Origin of the sequence: Micromonospora sp. NPDC007271 (assembly GCF_040634005.1) — a bacterium.
GTDB lineage: Bacteria > Actinomycetota > Actinomycetes > Mycobacteriales > Micromonosporaceae > Micromonospora.
On record NZ_JBEYER010000123.1, the window covers coordinates 1 to 5,872 of the forward strand.

A 5,872-nucleotide genomic window follows, 5' to 3' on the forward strand; every position below is an offset into this window, starting at 1 on the left:
TCTCGCCGCTTGCCGGCGAGCCGATCAAACGCGCCGATGCCGAACGGCTCGCGGGCCGCCGGTGCCGGGGCCGGTCACGTGACCGCCGGGAAGCCGGATGCGGCGGCGAGGGCGTCCAGCTCGCCGCGCAGCTCGGCGGCGGGCGGGTAGTGGCCGTCACGTTCCAGCAGCAGCGCCGGCGGACGACGGCGGGCGCACAGCTCGCGGACCAGGTCGAGCACCGCGGCGGGGATCGGGTCGGTGTGCGTGTCGTGGTAGAAGCCGCCCTGCTCGGCGCCGCCGGCCACGTGCGCGTAGGCGATCCGGTCCAGCGGCAGCCGGTCCAGCAGCGCCCGGGGATCGCCGCCGCGGTTGCGCGCGTTGGCGTGCAGGTTGGCGACGTCGAGCAGCAGCAGCGCCCCGGTCGCGTCGAGGATCTCGGTGAGGAAAGCGGCCTCGTCCAGCTCGTCGTCGGGCCAGTCGAACAGTGCGGCGATCGGCTCCAGCGCGAGCGGCACCGGCAGCTCCGCCTGCGTCCGCCGGACGTTCGCCACCATCGCGGCGACCGCCTCCCGGCTGCGCGGCAGCGGCAGCAGGTGGCCGGCCTCCAGGCCGCCGGCCCGGACGAACGCGATGTGCTCGCTGACCAGTGGCGCGTTCACCGCGGCGGCCACCCCGGCCAGGTGGGCCACCCGGGCGGGGTCGACCGGTTCCGCGCCGCCGAGGGAGAGCCGCACGCCGTGGGGTACGACGGTGATGCCGCCCTCGCGCAGCTCGGCGAGGCCGTGCGGGAGCGGCCCGGCCGGGGCGAGGGCCTCGGCCACCACCTCGACGAAGCGCAGCCCGGGCAGGCCGGCCACGAAACCGGCGATCTCCGGCCGCCAGCCGATGCCGATCCCGTACGGCCCGGGGGAGGGTGGGGTCATCCTGGCACCCGTCGGCGTCGGGAGGTCATCCGCCGCACCCACCACCACCGCAGCCGCCGCCGCCCCCGCAGGAGCTGCCCCCGCTGCCACAGGAGCCGCCCCCGCCGCCGGACGAGCCGCTGTAGCCGGAGGAGCTGGCGCTGCTCGCCACCGCCTGGTACTTGGCCTGGGCCTGTTGGGCGAACTTCGCGTCGAGCACCCAGAGCGACGCGGTGCCGAAGAGCGCCACCCCCATCGCGGCCTCCGCGCTGCCGTAGGTGGTGTACGCGGGGCGGGCGCTGGGGGAGAGGTACTTGTGCTTCTCCCGTAGTCCCTTCAGGGCGAGGTGCCCGGCACGCGTTTCGGTCGGCGGTCGCCACAGCGCGATCAGCGGCAGGGCGAGTGCCAGCACGCTGAGGATCAGATATCCCGTCGGGCGACCGGCCGACAGCCCCGCCACGACCCGGACCAGACCGATCAGCAGCAGCACCGACAGGACCAGCACCCCGGCCCGCGCGAACTGGCGCTGCCCCCGGCCGACGAGCAGCCCCTGCCGTTCGAGGCGCTCGCGTAGCCCGGCCAACGCATCGGCGACCCGCCGGTCGGTGGGCAGGTCGCGGGCGCGTGCTCCCTGTGCGGCAGCCCAGTGGAGGGCCTGCTCGAGGGCGGTCATCCCGGTGCTCGTATATCCCGTCGCGGCCAGCCGCCCGCCGGCGCGCACGCCGACCACGCCCGCCCGGCGCATCCCGGCGAGCGCGGTCCAGATCGCCAGCTGCGCACCGCCGCTGAGGTAGGCCGCCGACTCGGCGTCCACCGGTTCCTTCGAGGTTCGCCCGCGGCGGACCAGGTGGCGGTGGACTCCGCAGACAAGGAGGATCACGGCCGCCGCCGTGATGTAGACCGCGAGGAATGTCGGTCCTGGGATGCCCCAGGTGTCACCCGACGCCAGCACCGTCATGGCGCGCTCCTGTTACGCGAGGGGTAGCGAAGCCCCATTGTGGAGCAGCCCGGCCAGGGGGGATCATGCCCCCCTGGCCGAGTTACCAGACTGAGACCCGCCCGGCTGGGCAGCGGAGGGACCGGGCGGGTCAGTGGCGGCGCACCGCCTCCTCGACCAGGTCGAGCACCCGGCCCAGGTCGCCGGCCGGGCGCCCCATCGCCAGATGCAGCACCAGCCCGTCGTACGCCAGCTCCAGGAACTGGGCCAGCACGTCGATCGGCACGTCGTCGCGGAGCACCCCGGCCTCCCGCTGGCGGACCAGCCGCTCGCGGGTGGCCTCGGCAATGGCCGCGGAGCGTTCCGCCCAGCGCTTGGCGAACGCCGGGTCGGTACGCAGCCGCCGGGACACCTCCAGCTGGCTGCCGAGCCAGCCCGTGGTGTCCGGCGAGAGGGCCCGGGCGAGCAGGTCCCGCATCACCTGGACCAGGCCGTTGCGGGCGACGGTCTCCACCATGACGGCCGCGTCGTCCTCGGCGACGGCGAGGAAGAGCGACTCCTTGTCACGGAAGTGGTGGAAGATCGCGCCGCGGGAGAGCCCGGTGGCTTCTTCGAGACGCCGGACGGTGGCACCCTCGTAGCCGTGCCGGGCGAAACACGCCCGCGCGGCGGCGAGGATCTCCTGCCGGCGCGCGTCGAGTTGGTCCTGGCTTACTCTGGGCACGCACCGATCGTCGCAGGCGGCCCCCGTAGACGCAAACCGTACGTACGGCTTGAGGTGCGCGTTCGCATGATCAGCAGCGGGCCGCGCGGCGGGTACCATCGGCCGGTGAGCCAGGCCGCCCCCCTTCCCGCCCGCCCGTTGACCGTCGCCGCCGTGCAGGCCGAGCCGGTGCCCGGCGACGTCGCCGGCAACGCCGCCACCGCCGCGCGCCTCGTCGGCCAGGCCGCCGGTGCCCGGGTCGTCGTGCTGCCGGAGCTGTTCCTGCCGGCGTACCACCCGCCGACCCTCGCGGCCGACCCGACCGGCACCGACGTGGCCGCCGACGGCGCCGGCCGGGTGGCCGACCCGCGGCTGGACCCGCTACGGCGGGCCGCCCGGGACGGCGGGGCCACGGTGGTGGTGGGTGCCGCGGTCCGGCACCCCGACGGGCGGCGCACCATCTCCGCGCTGGTGGTCGACCCGGCCGGCGCGGTGCGGGCGGCGTACGACAAGCAGCAGCTCTGGAGCGGCGAGCGCGAGCTGTTCGACCCGGGCCGGCGTGGCGCCACGCTGCTGGTCGACGACTGGCGCCTCGGGCTCGGGATCTGCTACGACGGCTGCTTCCCCGAGCACGGGCGGGCCGCCGCCGCCGACGGCGCGCACGGCTATCTCTGCCCGAGCGGCTACCTGGCCGGCTCCGAGCACCGGCGGGACCTCTACTACGCCGCCCGGGCCCTGGACAACACGATGTACGTCGTCTTCGCGAACGCCGTCGACGGCGCGGATCCGTGGCGGTTCAACGGCGGCGCCGCGGTGTACGACCCGGAGGGGCGACCGCTGGCCCGGGGCGCGAACACCGGGGAGGACGTGCTGGTGGCGACGCTCGACCCGGCCGCGCTCGCGGCCACCCGGGCGGCGCACACCATGCTCGCCGACCGCCCCGCCGATCCCGGGCTGCCCCGGGCCGCGCTGCCCGCCTGACAGCCCCGGGCCGCGGGGTCTGTCGGTGGCGCGCGCTGTCCCGTAAGGTGCCCGAGTGCCGTTGCTCCTGCTCGATCTGGACAACACTCTGCTGGACCGGGACGGGCCGTTCCGCGCCTGGGGCGAGCGCTTCCTGGACAGCATCGGCGCGCCGCCCGCCGACATCGACTGGCTGCTGTCCATCGACGCGGACGGGCTGACCGACCGGTGGGACGTCGCGGACGCCATCCGGAACCGGTACCAGCTCGGCGTGCGCGCCATCGACCTGGTCGAGGAGCTGCACGACGGGGTGGTGGCGAAGACCCGGCTGGATCCGCTGATCGCCTGCGCCCTGCGGATCGCCGACGACGCCGGGTGGATGCCGGTGGTGGTCACCAACGGCGGGGTACGCCAGCAGGAGGCGAAGATCCGCCGTACCGGCCTGGACCGGTACGTCGCCGACTGGGTGATTTCCGAGGAGGCGGGGGTCAGCAAGCCCAACCCGAGGATCTTCGCGCTCGCCGCCCAGCGGTCCCGGATGCCGCTGCGCGGTGCCTGGGTGATCGGCGACAGCCCGGAGGCGGACATCGGCGGGGCGAGCGCGGTCGGGTTGCCCAGTGTGTGGCTGCACCGGGGACGCCGCTGGTCGGACTCCCGGTTCGCGCCGACCCGTACCGCCGACGGGTTCATCGCCGCGGTGGCCGCGGTGCTGGCCGGGTGACCACGCGCCGGGGATCGCGCCCCGGGGATCGCGCCCCGGGGCCGGATCGCGCTGCGGGGCTGGTTAATTCGGTTGACCCGCTGGCGCCCGGCGATGAGCATGGGGCCGCGCGAGGGCGCAGCCGGGGGAGCCCGGTCGAGGAGAGGAGGTCGGTCATGGCCGTCTTTGCAGGGTCGTTCCGCCTGCCTCCACCAGCCTCGATCGAAGGATCAACCCACCCGTGTGTGACCACGACTTCCCGGCGCCGCAGCGCCGTGGCCGCGGCAAGAGCCGCTTCGACGACGACGAACCGTATCTCCTGAAGCGCGGCCGGCACCCCGAGCCGGTCCTCGCCGAGCCCGACGACGAGCCCGACCCCGAGGACAGCTGGTCCTCCTGGGACGAGGCCGTGCACGGGCCCGAGCCCCACCCGGGGTGGCTGGTCACGGAGCTGGCCGCCAGGGACACCGAACTCGGGGTGCTGAAGACCGGCAAGGAGGCGGACGTCCACCTGGTTCGCCGGGCCGTGCCGGACACCGACCGGTCCTGCCTGCTGGCGGCCAAGCGCTACCGGGACGCCCAGCACCGGCTCTTCCATCGCGACGCCGGCTACCTGGAGGGGCGCCGGGTCCGTCGGTCCCGCGAGAACCGGGCGATGGCCGGCCGGACCGCGTTCGGCCGGCAGATGATCGCCGGGCAGTGGGCCGCCGCCGAGTTCGCCGCCCTCGCCCGGCTCTGGGAGATCGGCGCCGACTCCGGGCGGATCGCCGTGCCGTACCCGGTGCAGCTGCTCGGCACCGAGCTGATGCTGGAGTTCGTCGGGGACGCCGAGGAGGGGCAGGCGGCGCCGCGGCTGGCCCAGCTCCGGCCCGCCGGCGCCGAGCTGCGCGACCTGTGGGAGCAGCTGGTCGACGCGCTGGTCGTGCTGGCCCGGGCGGGGTACGCGCACGGCGACCTGTCGCCGTACAACCTGCTGGTGCACCGGGGGCGGCTGGTCATGATCGACCTTCCGCAGGTGGTCGACGTGGTGGCCAACCCGCAGGGCCCGGAGTTCCTGGCCCGGGACGTCCGGGTGGTGGGCACCTGGTTCACCGCCCGGGGGCTGCCCGCCGGGGACGCCGACCCGGCCGAGCTGACCGGGCTGCTGCTGCGGGAGGCGGGCATCCGCTGAGCGCACCGCGTCCCGGGTGGGTCACCACCCGCCCGGGGCGCCGCCCGCCGGCCTGCCGGCGATGGCTCCACCGGCCCGGGTCACTGCGGGCCGGGTGCCGCCCGGTCCTCGGGCGCGGGACCCGGGGATCACTGGAGGTAGCGCTCGACCTCCGGCAGGGGGCGCTCGCCCTGCGCGTCCGGGTCGCCGTGTGCCTGGCGGGCCGCCCGCCGGCGGCGCAGCAGGTCCCAGCACTGGTCGAGAGACTCCTCCAGCGCCCGGAGCCGTTCCCGGGCCGCGTCGTCCGTGCCGGCCTCGTTCTCCTGGGCCGCCGCGCGCAGCCGGTGCTCCTCGTCGACGAGTTCGGTGATCCGGTTCAGGATGGTCTTGTCGTCCATGCCCGAAGCTTGGCACAGGGGGCGGTGCCGCGCCCGCGTTCCCCGCCGCCGGTCGCGCTCCGGATCCTCCGGCGCCTGGCACGGCCCTCCCCGTTCCGCCGCCTGGCGCGCCGGCCATCACGGCGCTGCCCGGCCTGCCG

Annotated in this window: 7 protein-coding genes; 3 read left to right on the plus strand and 4 right to left on the minus strand. The window is 75.6% G+C overall.

Features of this window, described 5'->3' with window-relative positions; all coding sequences use genetic code 11:
• Window positions 1-74: 74 nt before the first annotated feature.
• From ABZ570_RS30005 to ABZ570_RS30015, 3 genes are all read right to left on the minus strand, one after another.
• The gene (locus tag ABZ570_RS30005; protein ID WP_358070861.1) at window positions 75-905 is read right to left on the minus strand and encodes a DUF692 domain-containing protein; all 831 of its coding nucleotides are present in this window, start codon (window positions 903-905) and stop codon (window positions 75-77) included.
• A 25-nt stretch (window positions 906-930) separates the two neighbouring features.
• Window positions 931-1,842, minus strand: a complete 912-nt coding sequence (locus tag ABZ570_RS30010; RefSeq protein ID WP_358070863.1) for a TIGR04222 domain-containing membrane protein — start codon at window positions 1,840-1,842, stop codon at window positions 931-933.
• Window positions 1,843-1,972: 130 nt separating this feature from the next.
• Complete coding sequence (locus ABZ570_RS30015; RefSeq protein ID WP_358070865.1) at window positions 1,973-2,545, minus strand: helix-turn-helix domain-containing protein; 573 nt, start codon at window positions 2,543-2,545, stop codon at window positions 1,973-1,975.
• Window positions 2,546-2,650: 105 nt separating this feature from the next.
• Between ABZ570_RS30015 and ABZ570_RS30020 the strand changes: the two genes are divergently transcribed.
• The 3 genes from ABZ570_RS30020 (at window position 2,651) to ABZ570_RS30030 (ending at window position 5,355) form a co-directional block, all read left to right on the plus strand.
• On the plus strand, window positions 2,651-3,505 hold the full coding sequence (locus ABZ570_RS30020) for a carbon-nitrogen hydrolase family protein (protein ID WP_358070867.1): 855 nt from the start codon (window positions 2,651-2,653) through the stop codon (window positions 3,503-3,505).
• Window positions 3,506-3,560: 55 nt separating this feature from the next.
• Entirely contained in the window at window positions 3,561-4,205 is a 645-nt protein-coding gene (locus ABZ570_RS30025; RefSeq protein ID WP_358070869.1) for an HAD family hydrolase, read from the plus strand.
• A 220-nt stretch (window positions 4,206-4,425) separates the two neighbouring features.
• Complete coding sequence (locus ABZ570_RS30030; protein ID WP_358070871.1) at window positions 4,426-5,355, plus strand: RIO1 family regulatory kinase/ATPase; 930 nt, start codon at window positions 4,426-4,428, stop codon at window positions 5,353-5,355.
• 128 nt (window positions 5,356-5,483) lie between these two features.
• Here ABZ570_RS30030 and ABZ570_RS30035 read toward each other — a convergent pair whose 3' ends face one another.
• Window positions 5,484-5,732 (minus strand): DUF2630 family protein, encoded by a 249-nt coding sequence (locus ABZ570_RS30035; protein ID WP_358070873.1) that lies wholly within the window; start codon window positions 5,730-5,732, stop codon window positions 5,484-5,486.
• Window positions 5,733-5,872: the final 140 nt, after the last annotated feature.